General features: G+C 65.4%; 13 protein-coding genes. 11 read left to right on the top strand and 2 right to left on the bottom strand.

Annotation, left to right across the window (positions count from 1 at the left end; translation table 11 throughout):
* Positions 1 to 40: 40 nt before the first annotated feature.
* Positions 41 to 991: an HPr(Ser) kinase/phosphatase gene (gene hprK, locus AAG813_RS09340; RefSeq protein WP_096696524.1), complete on the top strand. Its 951-nt coding sequence runs from the start codon at positions 41 to 43 to the stop codon at positions 989 to 991.
* Positions 992 to 1,170: 179 nt separating this feature from the next.
* Here hprK and fur read toward each other — a convergent pair whose 3' ends face one another.
* The gene (gene fur / locus AAG813_RS09335) at positions 1,171 to 1,626 is read right to left on the bottom strand and encodes a ferric iron uptake transcriptional regulator (protein ID WP_341914191.1); all 456 of its coding nucleotides are present in this window, start codon (positions 1,624 to 1,626) and stop codon (positions 1,171 to 1,173) included.
* Positions 1,627 to 1,853: 227 nt separating this feature from the next.
* Here fur and AAG813_RS09330 point away from each other — a divergent pair, with 227 nt between their 5' ends.
* The 6 genes from AAG813_RS09330 (at position 1,854) to lptE (ending at position 7,667) form a co-directional block, all read left to right on the top strand.
* Positions 1,854 to 2,345 carry an outer membrane protein assembly factor BamE gene (locus AAG813_RS09330; RefSeq protein WP_341914377.1) on the top strand — a complete coding sequence of 164 codons (492 nt, stop codon included), beginning with the start codon at positions 1,854 to 1,856 and terminating at the stop codon, positions 2,343 to 2,345.
* On the top strand, positions 2,342 to 3,163 hold the full coding sequence (dapB, locus tag AAG813_RS09325) for a 4-hydroxy-tetrahydrodipicolinate reductase (RefSeq protein WP_341914189.1): 822 nt from the start codon (positions 2,342 to 2,344) through the stop codon (positions 3,161 to 3,163). The genes AAG813_RS09330 and dapB overlap by 4 nt, the downstream gene beginning before the upstream one ends.
* Positions 3,164 to 3,171: 8 nt before the next feature.
* Positions 3,172 to 3,816 (top strand): MotA/TolQ/ExbB proton channel family protein, encoded by a 645-nt coding sequence (locus AAG813_RS09320; protein ID WP_341914187.1) that lies wholly within the window; start codon positions 3,172 to 3,174, stop codon positions 3,814 to 3,816.
* A gap of 150 nt (positions 3,817 to 3,966) precedes the next feature.
* Positions 3,967 to 4,413, top strand: coding sequence for a biopolymer transporter ExbD (locus AAG813_RS09315; RefSeq protein WP_341914185.1), 447 nt, complete (start codon positions 3,967 to 3,969; stop codon positions 4,411 to 4,413).
* A 93-nt stretch (positions 4,414 to 4,506) separates the two neighbouring features.
* The gene (gene leuS, locus AAG813_RS09310) at positions 4,507 to 7,155 is read left to right on the top strand and encodes a leucine--tRNA ligase (protein WP_341914183.1); all 2,649 of its coding nucleotides are present in this window, start codon (positions 4,507 to 4,509) and stop codon (positions 7,153 to 7,155) included.
* An 11-nt stretch (positions 7,156 to 7,166) separates the two neighbouring features.
* The gene (lptE, locus tag AAG813_RS09305; RefSeq protein WP_341914181.1) at positions 7,167 to 7,667 is read left to right on the top strand and encodes an LPS assembly lipoprotein LptE; all 501 of its coding nucleotides are present in this window, start codon (positions 7,167 to 7,169) and stop codon (positions 7,665 to 7,667) included.
* A gap of 125 nt (positions 7,668 to 7,792) precedes the next feature.
* Here lptE and rocF read toward each other — a convergent pair whose 3' ends face one another.
* Positions 7,793 to 8,704 (bottom strand): arginase, encoded by a 912-nt coding sequence (gene rocF / locus AAG813_RS09300; RefSeq protein WP_341914179.1) that lies wholly within the window; start codon positions 8,702 to 8,704, stop codon positions 7,793 to 7,795.
* 85 nt (positions 8,705 to 8,789) lie between these two features.
* Between rocF and holA the strand changes: the two genes are divergently transcribed.
* From holA to AAG813_RS09280, 4 genes are all read left to right on the top strand, one after another.
* Positions 8,790 to 9,899 carry a DNA polymerase III subunit delta gene (gene holA / locus AAG813_RS09295; protein WP_341914177.1) on the top strand — a complete coding sequence of 370 codons (1,110 nt, stop codon included), beginning with the start codon at positions 8,790 to 8,792 and terminating at the stop codon, positions 9,897 to 9,899.
* A gap of 3 nt (positions 9,900 to 9,902) precedes the next feature.
* The gene (locus tag AAG813_RS09290; RefSeq protein WP_341914175.1) at positions 9,903 to 11,834 is read left to right on the top strand and encodes a type IV pili methyl-accepting chemotaxis transducer N-terminal domain-containing protein; all 1,932 of its coding nucleotides are present in this window, start codon (positions 9,903 to 9,905) and stop codon (positions 11,832 to 11,834) included.
* A 9-nt stretch (positions 11,835 to 11,843) separates the two neighbouring features.
* Complete coding sequence (locus AAG813_RS09285; protein ID WP_341914172.1) at positions 11,844 to 12,557, top strand: response regulator; 714 nt, start codon at positions 11,844 to 11,846, stop codon at positions 12,555 to 12,557.
* Positions 12,558 to 12,716: 159 nt separating this feature from the next.
* Positions 12,717 to 13,979: a nitrate/nitrite transporter gene (locus AAG813_RS09280; protein ID WP_341914170.1), complete on the top strand. Its 1,263-nt coding sequence runs from the start codon at positions 12,717 to 12,719 to the stop codon at positions 13,977 to 13,979.
* Positions 13,980 to 14,004 lie beyond the last annotated feature (25 nt).

Genomic DNA, 14,004 nt, shown 5'->3' with positions numbered 1-14,004 from the left:
CGCGCGTGACCGTGACGCAGATTTTCCCCTCCCGCGCGGCATGAAGCCCACCGTCGTCAGCGCCGACGTCCTGTTTGAGGACCACCGCGCCGCGCTGAAGTGGGAATGGGTGGCCGGGCTGGGCGCCTCGGAAAGGCGCTTCGACGAGGTCGCCGTGCGTGCGGCCCGTTCCGGCGCCGACCTGGTCGGTTATCTCAACTACATCCACCCTTACCGCGTGCAGCTGCTCGGCGAGCGCGAAGTGGCCTACCTGAGCCGGGGCTCCCCCGAAGACTGCGCCCGCCGCATCGCGCGTATCGTCACGCTGGAGCCGCCGGTGCTGATCATTGCGGACGGCCAGGTGGCGCCCGACACGCTGCTGTCCATGTGCGAGCGCGCCCAGATCCCCATGTTTGCGACCAAGGAATCGGCTGCGTTTGTGATCGACGTGCTGCGCGCCTACCTGTCCAAACATTTCGCCGACCGCACTTCCATGCACGGCGTGTTCATGGACATCCTCGGTGTCGGCCTGATGATCACCGGCGAATCGGGCCTGGGCAAAAGCGAGCTGGGCCTGGAGCTGATCTCGCGCGGCCACGGCCTGGTGGCCGACGACGCGGTGGACCTGTACCGCATCAACCAGACCACCATCGAGGGGCGTTGCCCGGAGCTGCTGCAGAACCTGCTCGAGGTGCGCGGCATCGGCCTGCTCGACATCAAGGCGATTTTTGGCGAAACGGCGGTGCGGCGCAAGATGCGGCTCAAGCTCATTGTGCACCTGGTGCGGCGCGAAACGCTGGAGCGCGAGTACGAGCGCATCCCCTACGAGCCGCTGACCCAGGACGTGCTGGGCATTCCGGTGCGCAAGGTGATCATCCAGGTGGTGGCCGGGCGCAACATCGCGGTGCTGGTCGAGGCTGCGGTACGCAATGTCATCCTGCAGCTGCGCGGCATCGACACCTACCAGGAGTTTGTCGAACGGCATCGCCAGGCCATGGAGCGGGGCGGCTAGGCCGGATTTTGCTATCTATTTGGTAGCTGGTTGCGCAATAGGCACGGGAAAAACCGCCTCATTTCATTGAAATGTCAGGTCGCCAGCGGCCCGACGCGAAACCCTCGCCCACTATTTGCTATTGAATTAATAGCTGCTTGCGCCTGCCAGTCAGGGGTTTTTGACCATTTCCATAAAAATCAGCCGTGGTGCTGAGGATGCCGCGGCGACACCGGTCGGTTCGGACACTTGTCCTTGGTGCAGTTGGCGTACATCGACAGCGAGTGGTCGGCAATCGCAAACCCCTTGGCCTTGGCGACCGCGTGCTGGCGCTTTTCAATTTCTGCGTCGTAAAACTCCTCGACCTTGCCGCAATCGAGGCACACCAGGTGGTCATGGTGCTGGCCTTCGTTGATTTCATAGACCGCCTTGCCGGATTCGAAGTTGCTGCGGTTGAGCAGGCCGGCCTGCTCGAACTGGGTCAACACCCGGTACACCGTGGCCAGCCCGATGTCGGACCGGTCTTCCAGCAGCACCCGGAAAACATCTTCCGCCGTCATGTGCCGCTGCTTGCCGGCCTGGAAGATCTCCAGGATCTTCAGGCGGGGCAGGGTGGCTTTCAGTCCGGTGTTCTTGAGTTCGTCGATGTTGCTCATGGGGGAGGCTTCCTGAGGAAAAGGGGCCGCAGTCGGGGCCTGTGCAGGCTCGGCAGTCAGGGGGCGGGAGGCGCGTACGCGGCGGCACCCTGCCGCTACAATGGCCAATCATATCGCTACACCCCCCTACTATGTCAGCCATGCGTGCAAATTACCGTCGCGGCCTCCAAGCCGCTTTCGCCGTCCTGGCCTGCGCCGGACTGGCTGCCTGCGGCAGCAGCAAAGGCATGACCGGGGGCTTGAGCGAAAGCAGGATCAACCCGGTCAACTGGATCACGCCCTACAAGGTCGAGATTGTCCAGGGCAACTTCGTCTCCAGGGAGCAGGTCGAACTGCTCAAGCCCGGCATGTCGCGCGACCAGGTGCGCCAGGTGCTGGGCACGCCGCTGCTGGCCAGCGTGTTCCATGCGGACCGATGGGACTATGTGTTCACTCTGAAGCGCCAGGGCGTGGAGCCGCAGGCGCTCAGGCTCACCGTCTTTTTCAAGGGTGATGCCCTCGAGCGGTTTGAGGGCGACACCATGCCCAGCGAATCGGACTTCGTCGCCAAGCTGGACTCGCGTCGCAAGCTCGGCAAGGTGCCGGTGCTGGAGCTGACCGAAGAGCAGCTCAAGGCCGCCGAAAAGAAACCGGCCGCGACGGCCACCACCCCGGTGACACCTCCCGTGTCCGCGCCGTCGGCCGCCAGCTACCCCCCGCTGGAAAGCCCGGCCCGGTGAGCGCACCGCAGCAGGCCCCTCTGCGCATCGCGGTGGCCGGCGCCAGCGGCCGCATGGGCCAGATGCTGGTCGAGGCGGTGCGTACCAGCGGCGACTGCCAGCTGACCGGCGCGCTGGATGTGGCCACCAGCCCGGCCCTGGGAAGTGATGCCGCGGCCTTCCTCGGACAGGCCAGCGGTGTCCTGATCACCGCGGATCTGGCCGCTGGCCTGGGCGGCGCCCAGGTGCTGATCGACTTCACCCGGCCGGAAGGCACGATGGCCCACCTGGCCCAATGCCGCGAACTCGGCGTCAAGCTGGTGATCGGCACCACCGGTTTTTCCGACGCGCAAAAAGCCGAGATCGCCGCCGTCGCCCAGGACATCGCCATCATGATGGCGCCCAACATGAGTGTCGGTGTCAACGTGACGCTCAAGCTGCTTGAGATGGCAGCCAAGGCCCTGAACACCGGCTACGACATCGAGATCATCGAAGCCCATCACCGGCACAAGGTCGATGCACCGTCCGGCACCGCGCTGAAAATGGGCGAGGTGATTGCCGGCGCGCTCGGACGCGACCTCAAGGATTGCGCGGTGTACGCCCGCGAAGGCGTGACCGGCGAGCGTGACCCCTCGTCCATCGGTTTTGCGACGATTCGCGGCGGCGACATCGTCGGCGACCACACGGTGCTGTTCGCCGGAACCGGTGAACGCATCGAAATCACCCACAAATCCTCCAGCCGCGTCACCTACGCCCAGGGCAGCCTGCGGGCCGCGCGTTTTCTGGCCGGTAAATCGGCCGGCCTGTACGACATGTTCGATGTGCTGAACCTGAAGTGAGCACCTGAGTGAACGTGCTCGCGTTGATCACCCAGGGCGATGCCGTGACCGGCCTGGTGGCGGCGCTGCTGCTGCTGATGTCGGTGGCCAGCTGGGTGGTGATTGTCTGGAAAGCCTGGCTGCTCAAGCGCGCGGTCGGCGATGTGGCGCGCAGCACGGCCGTGTTCTGGCAGTCCGCCTCCGTCGAGGAGGCCCAGCCCAAGGTGGCCGCCTTCGACCGCGAGGCGCTGGTGCTGCCCCTGATCGCCGCCACCCGACTCCAGGCCGGCGGCACGCTGGCCTCGGCCGGCGACAGGTCCCAGCAGCTGACGCGTGTCCTGCGCGATGCGCTGCATGCGGTGCTGCACAAGCTGCAATACGGCCAGGTCCTGCTGGCCACCGTCGGTTCCACCGCACCCTTTGTCGGCCTGCTGGGCACCGTCTGGGGCATTTACCACGCGTTGACCGGCATTGCCGCGGCCGGCCAGATCACCATTGACAAGGTGTCCGGCCCGGTCGGCGAGGCGCTGATCATGACCGCCGCCGGCCTGGCCGTGGCCATCCCGGCCGTGCTGGCCTACAACATTTTCGGCCGCAACATCGGCCGCATCGAGGCGGACCTGGAAGGGTTTGCCTACGATTTGCGCGAGCTGTTGCTCAGTCGCAAAGACTAACCATGTGCACCAAAGCCTGCAAAGCGACCGGCGTGGGAATTTCCTCTTCCCCAGCAGGGGCCGCGGAACCGGCTTCGCCGGGCCGCAGGCGCAGCGCCCCCTCGGTGGGCAGCGTAGTACGCGAAGCGACAAGCGTGGGGGCCAGTTAACATGAGCTTCGGTCGCCTTGAACGCACCCAGGGCGCCCAGCCCATGAGCGAAATCAATGTCACCCCGCTGGTGGACGTGATGCTGGTGCTGGTGGTGATCTTCATCATCACCGCGCCCCTGCTGGCCAGCTCGATCAAGCTGGACCTGCCCAGAAGTGATGCCGCCCGGCCCAACGAGACGCCGCAATTTGTCACGCTGGTGGTCGACAAGGCCGGCCAGGCCTTCCTGAACGACCAGCCGGTCTCCGGCGACCAGCTGGACCAGCGCCTGCGGCAAAACGCGGCGCTGAATCCCGACACGGAAGTGCAGCTGCGGGCCGACGAGGCCGTGCCTTATGGCCGCATCGTCGAGGTCATGGGCATCGCGCAGAAAGCCGGCCTGAACCGCATCGGCTTCGTCGCCAACGCCCCCGCCACCGCAACGCCAGCCCCTGCGACCCGGCCCTGAAGGCGGCTCCGGTGGGGCCAGCCCGGTCCAGCGCCTAAAATCCCTGCAACCGGCAGCCAGGGGCTGCTTCATTTTTTTCATCTTCCGTGCGCCATGCAAGACAAATACAACCACCTCGACGTTGAGCGCAGTGCGCAAACCCAATGGACCGCCGCGGATGCCTACCGCGTCACCGAAGACTCGTCCAAAAAGAAGTATTACGCCTGCTCCATGCTGCCTTATCCCAGCGGCAAGCTGCACATGGGCCATGTGCGCAACTACACCATCAACGACATGCTCACGCGTTACCTGCGCATGAAGGGTTACAACGTGCTGATGCCCATGGGCTGGGACGCGTTTGGCCTGCCGGCCGAAAACGCCGCGATGAAAAACGGCGTGCCGCCGGCGCAGTGGACCTACGACAACATCGCCTACATGAAAAAGCAGATGCAGGCGATGGGGCTGGCGATCGACTGGAGCCGCGAGGTCACCACCTGCGACCCGAGTTATTACAAGTGGAACCAGTGGCTGTTTTTGAAGATGCTGGACAAGGGCATTGCCTACCGCAAGACCCAGGTCGTGAACTGGGACCCGGTGGACCAGACCGTGCTGGCCAACGAGCAGGTGATTGACGGCAAGGGTTGGCGCACTGGTGCTGTGGTGGAAAAACGCGAGATCCCCGGCTACTACCTGAAAATCACCGACTACGCCGAGGAACTGCTCGACAGCGTGAGCCACAAGCTGCCGGGCTGGCCCGAGCGCGTCAAGTTGATGCAGGAAAACTGGATAGGCAAAAGCGAAGGCGTGCGTTTTGCGTTCACGCACGACATCAAGGACGCTTCTGGCGCCTTGATCGGCGACGGGAAGATGTACGTCTTCACCACGCGCGCCGACACCATCATGGGTGTGACCTTTTGCGCCGTGGCGCCCGAACACCCGCTGGCCATTCACGCGGCGGTGGCGAACCCCCGACTCGCCGCCTTCATCGAGGACTGCAAGTCCGGCGGCACCACCGAGGCCGAACTGGCGACGCAGGAGAAAAAGGGCATGGCCACCGGCCTGTTTGTTTCGCACCCGCTGACCGGCGACCAGGTCGAGGTCTGGGTCGGCAACTATGTGCTCATGAGTTACGGCGACGGTGCGGTGATGGGTGTGCCGGCGCACGACGAGCGCGACTTCGAATTCGCGAAGAAATACAGGCTGCCGATCCAGCAGGTCACCGACGTTCCCGGCAAGACCTACAGCACCGAGGCCTGGGCCGACTGGTACGGCGACAAGCAGCAGGGCGTGGCGATCAACTCCGGCAAATACGACGGCCTGACCTTCAAAGCGGCCGTGGATGCCGTGGCCGCTGACCTGGCCGCCAAGGGCCTGGGCGAGAAAAAAACCACCTGGCGCCTGCGCGACTGGGGTGTGAGCCGCCAGCGTTACTGGGGCACGCCGATCCCCATCATCCATTGCGAGGAACACGGTGCGGTGCCGGTGCCCGAAAAAGACCTGCCGGTGGTGCTGCCACAGGACTGCGTGCCCGATGGCTCGGGCAACCCGCTGCACAAACACGTGGGTTTCCACGCCGGCGTGACCTGCCCGGTCTGCGGCAAGCCAGCGCGGCGCGAGACCGACACCATGGACACCTTCGTCGATTCGTCCTGGTACTACATGCGTTACTGCGACCCGAAGAACGACGACAAGATGGTCGCCGAGGGCGCGGCCTACTGGATGCCGATGGACCAGTACATCGGCGGCATCGAACACGCCATCCTGCACCTGCTGTATGCGCGTTTCTGGACCAAGGTCATGCGCGACATGGGCCTGGTCCAGGTGGACGAACCTTTCACCAAGCTGCTGACCCAGGGCATGGTGCTCAACCACATCTACTCGCGCAAGGGCGAGAAAGGCGGCGTCGAGTACTTCTGGCCGGCCGATGTGGACGACGTGCATGACGAACAGGGCAAGGTCATTGGCGCCAGGCTCCGGAAAGACGGCTCCATGGTCACCTACGAAGGCGTGGGCACCATGAGCAAGAGCAAGAACAACGGTGTCGATCCGCAGGACCTGATCGAGAAATACGGCGCCGACACTGCGCGTTTGTACACCATGTTCACCTCGCCGCCGGAGGCCACGCTGGAGTGGAACGACGCGGGTGTCGAGGGCTCCTACCGTTTCCTGCGCCGCGTCTGGAACTTCGGTGTCAAGCTCGATGCTATGCAATTGGGAGCTGGCAGCGCCCGTCCCCAGAGGGCTGGAGCCCAATTTGACAAGGAAACGCAGGCGCTGCGCCGCGAGATCCACACCGTGCTCAGGCAGATCGATTACGACTACCAGCGCATGCAATACAACACCGTGGTGTCGGGCACCATGAAACTGCTCAATGCGCTCGAAGACTTCAAGGGCCAGCTGTCGGCCGGCGCGGCGTTTGCCTTGCGCGAAGGCATGAGCATCCTGCTGCGTTGCCTTTACCCCGCCACGCCGCATGTGGCGCACGCGCTGTGGGAGGAGCTCGGTTTCGCGAAAGACCAGGGCGGCCTGCTCGATGCACCCTGGCCGGAGGTCGATGAATCCGCCCTGGTGCAGGACGAGATCGAACTCGTGCTGCAGATCAACGGCAAGCTGCGCGGCTCGGTCACCGTGCCCGCCGGCGCCGACAAGGCCGCGATCGAGGCGGCGGCGCTGGCCTGTGACGCGTTTGTCAAGCAGGCCGCCGGCGCCCCGGCCAAAAAAGTCATCGTTGTGCCGGGCCGCCTGGTCAACATCGTTCTCTGAAGGAAGCCACCATGCAACGTCGCGTTTTCCTGTTGTCCGCTGCGGCGGTCTCCGTTCTGAGTGCCTGCGGTTTTGCCTTGCGCAAGGCCCCCAACTATGCGTTCAAGACCATTTACAGCGGTGCGGCCGAAACCTCGACGCTGGGCACCGAGCTCAACCGCAACCTGGAATCCGGCGGAACGGTGAAGGTGATCCGCGACCCCCGCCTGATCGCTCAGGCGGACGTGATTCTCGATGTGTTGCTCGACCAGCGCGAAAAAACCGTGGTCGGCATCAACGCCTCGGGCCAGGTGCGCGAGTTCCAGCTGCGCACACGTTTCAGGTTCCAGCTGCGCACGCTCAAGGGCAAGTTGCTGATCCCGCCCGCCGAAATCGTGCTGCAGCGCGACATCAGCTTCAACGAGTCCGCGGTGCTGGCCAAGGAAACCGAGGAGGCGCTGCTGTACCGCGACATGCAAAGCGACATCGTCCAGCAGATCCTGCGCCGGCTGGCGGCCGTCAAGGCGATCTGACGCGGCCGCCTGCGCTGCAGGCCGGAATACATGACGAAATATGGCCTGAGTCCAATAGGAGTGGTCGCAAGCAGCTATGAATTCAGTAGCACGCGCAGCGCCGGCGCGGCCCGGGCTCTTGAAGCTCAGCGCATCAGCGTGCTTTTGCCGAACAGGCTCTCGACCAGTTCCAGCACCACCTCGGCCGTGGCATTGCGCACATCCAGGGCCGGGTTGAGCTCCATCACGTCCAGCGAGGCCAGGCGGCCGGTGTCGGCGATCATTTCCATGCACAGCTGGGCTTCGCGGTAAGTCGGGCCGCCCTTGACGGCCGTGCCCACACCGGGCGCAATCATCGCATCGAGGAAATCCACGTCGAAGCTCACATGCAGGTGGGTCTGCGCATCCACGCCGGCCAGCGCCGCTTCCATGGTCTGCCGCATGCCCTGCTCGTCGATGTAACGCATGTCGAAGACTTCCAGCCCCGACTGCCGGATGAAGTGTTTTTCGCCTTCATCGACGCTGCGGATGCCGATCTGCCGCACGGCCGAGGCCTGGATCGCCGGGACCACACCACCGATGCCGGTCAGCTCGGCCGGGCCGTGCCCGCAGAGCACGGCTACCGGCATGCCGTGGGTGTTGCCGGTGGGGGTCAGGCGGTCGGTGTTGAAGTCGGCGTGGGCGTCCAGCCACAACACCCGCAGCGTGTGACCGGTCTGGCGGCAGCGGCGTGCCACTGCGCTGATGGACCCGATGGCCAGGCAGTGGTCGCCGCCCAGCAGCAAGGGCAGGTCGCCTTCGCTGAGGGCCGAGAACACGGCCTCGTGTACCGAACGGTTCCAGGCGGCCACTTCGGCCAGGTGGCGGTAACCCTGAACCGGCGCCTGCCACGGGTTGGGCGGGCCGCTCAGGTTGCCGTCGTCCTTCACCTGCAGGCCACGGCCTTCCAGTGTGGCTTGCAGGCCGGCCACGCGCAGCGCCTCGGGGCCCATCGACGCGCCGCGGGTGCCGGCGCCGATGTCGGTGGGTGCGCCAATCAGGCGAATGCGTGGTGTCATGGCAAGGAGTATGCCGCCAGCAGCCCGCGCCTGCCAGTCCAGGAGGACTTGATGCAAACCCCCCAGCCGCTAAACTTGGGCCACCATGAACCTGGCGCCCGCCCAACTGTCCGACCACCTCAAGCGCGGGCTCAAGAGCCTGTACACCCTGCACGGCGACGAGCCGTTGCTGGTGCAGGAGTTCGCCGACGCGTTGCGCGCCGCCGCGCGGGAGCAGGGTTACACCGAGCGCACGGTGCACACCGTGGCCGGCGCCCATTTCGACTGGAGCGAGGTGCTGGCCAGCGGCGGCTCGTTGAGCCTGTTTGCCGACAAGCAGATCGTGGAGATCCGCATCCCCAGCGGCAAGCCCGGCAAGGACGGCTCGGTCGCGCTGCAGCAGATCGCCGAACGCGCGCAGGGCGACGACAGCACGCTGACCCTGGTGCTGCTGCCGCGCCTGGACAGCATGACGACCAAGGGCGCCTGGTTTGGCGCGCTGGAAAGTTTTGGCACCACGGTCAAGTTCGACCCGATTGACCGCCGCAACCTGCCGCAGTGGATCGCGCAGCGCCTGCAGCAGCAGGGCCAGCGCGTCGCGCCAGGCGAGGAGGGGCAGCGCACGCTGCAGTTTTTTGCCGACCGCGTCGAAGGCAACCTGCTGGCTGCGCATCAGGAGATCCAGAAGCTGGGCCTGCTTTATCCCCCCGGCGCCGGGGCGTCGGCAGAACTGGGCTTCGACCAGGTCGAAAACGCCGTGCTCAATGTTGCGCGTTACGACGTGTTCAAGCTGTCCGAAGCGGTGCTCGGCGGCCAGGCCCTGCGCGTGCAGCGCATGCTCGACGGCCTGCAGTCCGAGGGCGAGTCCGAGGTACTGGTGCACTGGGCCCTGAGCGAGGACATCCGCAGCATGAAGCGGGTCAAGGACGCCCTGGGCGCGGGCCGACCCATGCCGATGGCCCTGCGCGAGAACCGCGTCTGGGGTGTCAAGGAAAAGCTATTTGAACGTGTGCTTCCGCACATGGGCGACACCACGCTGGCCAATTTACTGCATGCCGCCCACAAGGTTGACGGCATCGTCAAGGGCCTGAAGCAGCCCGACTGGCCGGCCGAGGGCTGGCAGGCGCTGCAGCGCCTGGCCGCCATGGTGTGCAGCGCCTGTGCGGCGCCGGCCGCCGCCGCCCGCGGCGCACGCCAGACCGGCACGCGGCCCTGAGCCATGCAGCACACCGCCTCGCTCTCCAAAAAACTCATGCGCATCGGGGCCAGCCTGCTGGTGGTGGCCCTGGTCTCCATCGGGCTGACCCTGTGGGTGACCTGGCAGCTCGAAGGCGGCGCCGCGGCCGTCAACGAGGCCGGGCGCATGCGCATGCAGACCTGGCGCCTGGCCAGCGCGGTGCAGGCCGGTGTGGAACGCGCCGAACTGCAGGCGCTGGTGGCCCGGTTCGACGAGAGCCTGGCCCTGCTGCGCGAGGGTGACCCGTCCCGGCCGCTGTTCGTGCCCTGGGACGACCAGGTGCGCGCGCGTTTCAACGATGTCGAGTCCCTGTGGCGCACCCAGCGGCCGTTGTGGCTGGCCGAGCCGGCGCCGGCGGCGCAGGACCTGCTGAAGGCCGGGGGGGCGTTTGTGGACGCCAGCGACCGGCTGGTGCTGGTGATCGAGCAGCACCTGTCCCGGCTGACCGCCATCCTGAACCTGTTCCAGTTCCTGATGATGGTGCTGGCCATCGGCGGGGCGGTCATCATGCTGTTTACCGGCTACATGTACGTGATCAATCCCCTGGCCCAGCTCCGGCAGGGCTTGCGCAAGCTGGAGTCCGGCGATTTCCGGACACGCATCGAGGTCGATACCGTGGACGAATTCGGCCAGGTGGCGGCCGGTTTCAACCACATGGCCATCACCCTGCAGTCGCTGTACGAGGGGCTGGAAGCCAAGGTCGAGGCCAAGACCCGGCGCATCGAGGCGCAACGCGCTCGGCTGGAGGCGCTCTACAAGGTCAGCGCCTTTCTGGCCCAGGCCGACAGCATCGACGAGCTGGCACGCGGCTTTGCCCAGCGCGTACGCGCCGTGATGAAGGCCGACGCTGCCGCCGTGCGCTGGTCCGACGATGCCAACCAGCGCTACCTGATGCTGGCTTCCGACTGTTTCCCGCAGGAGCTGGTGGAGGAAGAGCGCAGCCTGCTGGCCGGCGCCTGCGCCTGCGGCAACCTGCGGCCGGACGCGCGCACCCGCGTGATTCCCATCCTCAGCCACGACGAAGCGCCGGTGCGGCACTGCGCCAAGGCGGGCTACGAAAGTGTCGTCACGGTGCCGATACGCCTGCAGCAGCGCCTGCTCGGCGAATTCAACCTGTTCTTTCGCACGCCCGTCCTGCTGAGCGTCGACGAGATCGAACTGCTGGACGCGCTGGCCAGCCACCTGGCCAGTTCGCTGGAAGGTTTGCGCGCCGACGCCCTGGACCGCGAGGCGGCGGTGGCGGAGGAACGCGCGCTGCTGGCGCGCAACCTGCATGACTCGATTGCGCAATCCCTGGCCTTTCTCAAGATCCAGGTGCAGCTGCTGCGGGCCGCCGTACAGAAGGACCAGGCGCCCCAGGTGCAGGGGGCGCTGGACGAGCTGGACGTCGGCCTGCGTGAAAGCATCAGCGATGTCCGGGAACTGCTGGTGCATTTCCGCACGCGCACCAACACCGACGACATCGAGCAGGCCCTGCAGGAAACCCTGCAGAAGTTCCAGAGCCAGACCGGCCTTCCTGCCCAGTTGCAGGTGCAGGGGCAGGGCCTGCCGCTGCCTTCCGACGTGCAGGTGCAGGTGCTGCATGTGCTCCAGGAAGCCCTGTCCAATATACGCAAACATGCCGGCGCCACGCAGGTCGGCCTCGAGGTGCACAAGGGCGCGCGCTGGCGTTTTGTGGTGCGCGACAACGGCGCCGGTTTTGACACCGGCAAGCACCCTGGACAGTCCCATGTCGGCCTGAACATCATGCGTGAGCGGGCAGGGCGCATAGGCGCCGAGGTCGAGATCGTTTCCAAAGCGGGCCAGGGAACCACCGTGATACTGACGCTGCCACCGCATCCGGAGGTCGGCAGCGGCGTCGCTGCCAAGACCCCGGCCGTCGCGGCCATGACGGCTGGCGCGGACGGCGACTGAGGACAAGACATGACCATGCCCATTGCCCTGCTGGTGGTCGACGACCACACCCTGTTTCGCCGCGGTCTCGTCGCGCTGCTCTCGCAGGACGGGCGTTTCCACGTGGCGGGCGAGGCCGGCGACATCGGCGAGGCGCTGCGCTGCGTGGAGCGCAGCAAGCCGGACCTGATCCTGCTGGACAACCACCTGCCGGGCGTTCTGGGGGTGGATGGCATCGCGACGCTCAAGGACGCGGCGCCCGGCACCCGCATCCTGATGCTGACGGTGAGCGAGAACGAGGACGACCTGTCGGCTGCGCTGCAGGCCGGCGCCGACGGCTACCTGCTGAAAACCGTGGAACTCGATCGGCTGTCGGAATCCATCATCAAGGTGCTGGATGGGGAATCGGTGGTCAGCCCGGAAATGATGACCAAGCTGGTGGCCGCCTTCCGGTCCAAGGCCCCACCGATGGCCAATGGCGAGGTCGCTGCGGGAAATGGTGGTCGCAACGGGGAGTCCCCGGTGCCGGGCCTGCAGGAGGCGTCGGCCATCGCGCTGCTGTCGGCGCGCGAGCGCGAGGTGCTGGCGCTGATTGCATGCGGCGACAGCAACAAGGTGATTGCCCGCAAGCTCGACATCGCGGAGACGACGGTGAAGATTCACGTCCAGCACATCCTGCGCAAGCTGCAGCTCAGCTCGCGGGTGCAGGCGGCCGTATACGCGGCCGGCCGGGAGCTTGGTTGACAAAGATCAAGCCCGGGGCAGCTTGACCCGGTAGTAGTTCTTCAGAACGATGGCGGTGCGCACCGCCATCGCCTCCCGGCCCCATCACCACGTTCCAAAGGAGGATATTCAAGGACGTCGAAAAGGCCGACAGTCATGCCATGTGTCTGGAGAAACAACATGGCCTCTGAACTGGGCAATTCAAGAAAAGCATGGTCGGTGCTGATTGTCAGCACGCTGGCGTTCACCGTCTGCTTCATGGTCTGGATGATGTTCGGCGTGATCGGCATCCCGATCAAGAAGATGCTGAACCTCAACGCCACCGAGTTCGGCCTGCTCGCGGCCACGCCGGTGCTGACGGGCTCCCTGATCCGCGTTCCGCTGGGCATCTGGACCGACCGCTACGGCGGCCGCATCGTCATGGCGATCCTGATGGCCATCACCGTGCCCGCGATCTGGCTCATGAGTTACGCCACGGCCTACTGGCACTTTCTGGTGATTGGCCTGTTTGTCGGCCTGGCCGGTGGCTCGTTCTCGGTGGGTACGCCCTATGTGGCGCGCTGGTTCCCGAAAAATCGCCAGGGCATGGCGATGGGTGTGTACGGCGCCGGCAACTCGGGTGCCGCCGTCAACAAGTTCGTGGCGCCGGTGTTGCTGGTGGCCTTTGGCTGGGCCATGGTGCCGCAGGTGTATGCGGTCATCATGCTGGCTGCGCTGGTGCTGTTCTGGCTGTTCAGCTACAGCGACCCGTCGCACCTGGTGCCCAGCCACGTCAAGTTCAGCGACCAGCTCAAGGCCCTGAAAGATCCGAAAGTCCTGAAGTACTGCCAGTACTACAGCATCGTGTTCGGCGGTTATGTGGCTCTGTCGCTCTGGATGGTGCAGTACTACGTGGGTGAGTTCGGCCTCGACATCCGCGTGGCAGCGCTGCTGGCGGCGTGTTTCTCGCTGCCGGGCGGCGTGTTGCGCGCCTTTGGTGGCGTGTTGTCCGATAAATTTGGCGCGCACAGCGTGACCTGGTGGGTGATGTGGGTGAGCTGGGTCTGCCTCTTCCTGCTGTCCTATCCGCAGACCGACTTCACCATTCTCACGGTCAATGGCCCGGCGACCTTCCACCTCGGTCTGAACGTCTACACCTTCACCGCGCTGATGTTCATCCTGGGCATTGCCTGGGCCTTCGGCAAGGCCAGCGTCTTCAAGTACATCAGCGACGACTACGGCGCCAACATCGGCGCGATCAGCGGCATTGTCGGATTGGCCGGCGGCCTGGGCGGCTTCGTGCTGCCCATCATCTTCGGCGGCCTGATGGACCTGACGGGCATCCGCTCCAGCGCCTTCATGTTCATGTACGGCATCGTCTGGGTCTCGCTGATCTGGATGTACTGGACCGAGGTGCGCCGCACCGAAGTCATGGGCAAAAACGCGTCCGGCGCACAGGCCTGAAACAGACCCTTTTTCGAGGAAGCAC

It is taken from the genome of Polaromonas sp. YR568 (assembly GCF_943371715.1).
Taxonomy (GTDB): Bacteria; Pseudomonadota; Gammaproteobacteria; order Burkholderiales; family Burkholderiaceae_C; genus Polaromonas.
This window is presented reverse-complemented; position numbering and strand designations above follow the sequence as displayed.

What these genes read in the sequence shown, in the direction of transcription:
- holA (WP_341914177.1), top strand. Translation starts at nt 8,790, where the DNA reads ATGAACCTGGCGCCCGCCCAACTGTCCGACCACCTCAAGCGCGGGCTC.
- AAG813_RS09280 (WP_341914170.1), top strand. Translation starts at nt 12,717, where the DNA reads ATGGCCTCTGAACTGGGCAATTCAAGAAAAGCATGGTCGGTGCTGATT.
- lptE (WP_341914181.1), top strand. Translation starts at nt 7,167, where the DNA reads ATGCAACGTCGCGTTTTCCTGTTGTCCGCTGCGGCGGTCTCCGTTCTG.
- AAG813_RS09290 (WP_341914175.1), top strand. Translation starts at nt 9,903, where the DNA reads ATGCAGCACACCGCCTCGCTCTCCAAAAAACTCATGCGCATCGGGGCC.
- AAG813_RS09315 (WP_341914185.1), top strand. Translation starts at nt 3,967, where the DNA reads ATGAGCTTCGGTCGCCTTGAACGCACCCAGGGCGCCCAGCCCATGAGC.
- hprK (WP_096696524.1), top strand. Translation starts at nt 41, where the DNA reads ATGAAGCCCACCGTCGTCAGCGCCGACGTCCTGTTTGAGGACCACCGC.
- leuS (WP_341914183.1), top strand. Translation starts at nt 4,507, where the DNA reads ATGCAAGACAAATACAACCACCTCGACGTTGAGCGCAGTGCGCAAACC.
- AAG813_RS09330 (WP_341914377.1), top strand. Translation starts at nt 1,854, where the DNA reads ATGACCGGGGGCTTGAGCGAAAGCAGGATCAACCCGGTCAACTGGATC.
- fur (WP_341914191.1), bottom strand. Translation starts at nt 1,626, where the DNA reads ATGAGCAACATCGACGAACTCAAGAACACCGGACTGAAAGCCACCCTG.
- AAG813_RS09285 (WP_341914172.1), top strand. Translation starts at nt 11,844, where the DNA reads ATGACCATGCCCATTGCCCTGCTGGTGGTCGACGACCACACCCTGTTT.
- rocF (WP_341914179.1), bottom strand. Translation starts at nt 8,704, where the DNA reads ATGACACCACGCATTCGCCTGATTGGCGCACCCACCGACATCGGCGCC.